The organism is Streptomyces sp. NPDC050619, assembly GCF_040654815.1.
Classification (GTDB): Bacteria; Actinomycetota; Actinomycetes; order Streptomycetales; family Streptomycetaceae; genus Streptomyces.
On sequence record NZ_JBFAIR010000109.1, the window covers coordinates 1 to 3,059 of the forward strand.

General features: G+C 72.3%; 1 protein-coding gene. It reads right to left on the minus strand.

Annotated features, from left to right (window positions below; genetic code table 11):
* On the minus strand, positions 1–2,981 hold a 2,981-nt coding region (locus AB0I77_RS53225; RefSeq protein ID WP_363290276.1), incomplete at its 3' end, for a type I polyketide synthase.
* Positions 2,982–3,059: the final 78 nt, after the last annotated feature.

Consider the following 3,059-nt stretch of genomic DNA (forward strand, 5'->3'; position numbering starts at 1 on the left):
CCCGAAGCCACAACCGGCGGCACCAGCAGACCATCGGACGCCATCCGTGCGAGGCGTGGTACCCAGGCCTCGCCATCGCGGAGGGCGAGCTGGGGCTCGTCGAGGGGGGACAGCCGGTCGGCGAGGGCACGGTAGGAGGCCGCGGTGCCGTCGACGTCGGCCAGGGCGAGGCGTCCGGGGTGCTCGCTGATCGCCGACCGGACCAGGCCCCACGCGCCGGCGCCGGCCAGGTCCGGGGCTTCGGTGCCGGTGGCGGGGCGCAGGGCGACCGCACCGGTGGTCAGTGCCACCAGGGGCGTGTCCGCCCATCGCTCCTGTGTGAGCCAGGTCCGCATGGCCCCCAGGAGACCAGCAACCGGACCCAGGACTTCACCAGAGTTCGCCGCCACGCTCAACCCGACGACCGAGGGCGCGGGATCTCCCGCGTCGACTGCGGCGGTGAGGGCGTCCAGGTCGGCATAGTGCCTCGTGGACACGCCGGACTCGCGCCATGCCTCCGTGTCGCAGTCGCCGACCACGGCCCAATGTCGGGTGCGGGTCGCCGTCTCGGAGCGGTCGGTGGGCGGCGCTGGAACCCAGTCGAGGCGGTACAGGTCGTCCGGGCCGGTGGCCGCACGCACCAGGTCGGATGCCGAGACGGGGCGCAGCACCAGCGAGTCGACCACGGCGACGGGGGCACCTGTCGCGTCGGCGACATGCAGGGCGTACGCGTCGTCACCGCGCGGCGTGATCCGGGCCCGCACCAGGCTCGCGCCGACGGTGTGAAAGGTCGCGCCGGACCACAGGAAGGGCAGGAGCGCGCTCTGTGCCTTCCCCGCGCGGAGGGCCAGGGCGTGCAGCACGGTGTCGAGGAGCGCCGGGTGGAGCCCGTAGGCCGTCGCCTCTGCCGCAGCCGACTCGGGAAGGGCCGCTTCGACGAGCAGATCGTCGCCGGCCGTCCACACGCGAGCCAGGCCGCGGAAGGCGGGGCCGTAGGAGAGTCCGGACTCGTGCAGCCCCTCGTAGAGGCCGTCGAGCGCGAGTTCCCGAGCGCCGGCGGGAGGCCAGGTGCGCAGGTCGGGTGCCGCCGCGGCGTGGGTTCGGGCGTCGTCGAGGTGGCCGGTGGCGTGCAGGGTCCAGGGCTGGTCGGGGGCCGCGTCGTCGGGCCGGGCGTACACCTGGAATGCCCGGCCTCCCGCGCCGTCTGCTTCCGGCGGCTCGACGGTGATCTGGACGGTGACGCCTCCGTCGGGCGACAGTACGAGCGGAGCCCGGAGGGTGAGTTCGGCCACGCGGCCGCAGTCGGCGCGGTCGCCGGCCTGGAGGGCGAGTTCGACGAATGCCGTGCCCGGCACGACGACGCTGCCCGCCACGACATGGTCGGCGAGCCACGGATGGGTACGGACCGACAGCCGGGACGTCAGCAGCAGCGTGTCGGAGCCGGCCACGGTGACGGCCGCGCCCAGCAGCGGGTGATCCGCGGCGGCGAGACCGAGGCCGCGCGCGTCGGCGGCGGCACGGGCCGGCTCCAGCCAGTAACGCTGCCGTTGGAAGGCGTACGTCGGCAGCGACACCCGGCGCGCACCGCTGTCCGCGAACAGGGCGGCCCAGTCGACTTGAGCCCCTCGGACGAAGAGTTCGGCGAGGGCGGTGAGCAGCGTCTCCGTCTCCGGGCGCCCCTCGCGCAGCACGGCGAAGGACGGCCCGGCCGCCGGGTCGGTGAGCCCACTCAGTACCGGGTCGGGGCCGATCTCCAGCAGCCGGCCGGCGGCGAGCGGCCCGGTGGCGGTGCGCAGGGCCTCGTGGAAGAGGACGGGGCAGCGCACCTGCTGTACCCAGTAGTGGGGGTTGGTCCAGTCGGTCTCGGCGACGGTCTCACCGGTGACCGACGAGGCGGCCGCGACGGTGGGCCGGTGGTAGGTGATCTGTTCGGCGATGGCGGTGAATTCGTCGAGCATCGGCTCCATGAACGGGGAGTGGAACGCGTGCGACACCCTCAGACGCGACACCCGGCGACCACGCTCACGCACGGCCGCCATGACACGCTCCACCCCCTCCTCCGCACCGGAGACCACCACGGCGCCCGGCCCGTTGACGGCGGCGATCGTCACCTCACCCGCGGCGAGCAGATCGGCGATCTCCGCCTCGTCCGCCTCCACCGCGGCCATCGCACCGCCCTCCGGCAGCGCCTGCATCAGACGCGCACGAGCCGCCACCAAACGCACCACGTCAGGCAGTTCAAAGACACCAGCCGTATACGCAGCCGCGTACTCGCCGATGGAATGCCCGAACACCACATCAGGACGCACACCCCAGGACTCCAGCAACCCCGCCAGCGCCGTCTCGACAGCGAACAGCGCCGCCTGCGCATAGCCGGTACGGTCCAGCAGAGCAGCCGCTTCACAGCCACCCTCCGCGAACAACACCTCCCGCAACGGAAGAGGGAAACCCTCCGCCCCGGCCAGCTCGCCCTCCAGCAACGCACACGTCTCGTCCAAAACACCGGCGAACACCGGATAGACAGCACGCAGTTCACGCCCCATCCCCAGACGCTGACTGCCCTGACCCGTGAACATCCACGCCGTCCGCCCCTCGCTCACCACACCCGTGACCGCAGGCTCGGCCAACCCCGACCGCAACGCGTCACCGTCCCGCCCCAGGACCACCGCCCGGCACTCCAACGCCGCACGCGACGTGGCCAGAGACAACCCCACATCGAGCGGGGACAGTTCGGGCTGCTCGGCCAGGAACGCGGTCAGTCGTTCGGCCTGTGTATCCAGAGCCTGCCGATTACGGCCCGACAACACCCAGGGAATGACCGGCACGGGGGTCAACGACTCCGGCTTACGGGACGCTGGAGCGGACGGGGCTTCTTCGAGGATGACGTGGGCGTTGGTACCGCTGATCCCGAACGACGACACACCCACCCGACGCGGCCGCTCGCCCTGCGGCCAGTCGCGCTCCTCGTGCAGCAGGCGCACCGCGCCCGCAGACCAGTCCACATGCGAAGACGGCTCATCCACATGCAACGTGCGCGGCAGACGCTCCCGACGCAGCGCCATCACCATCTTCACCACACT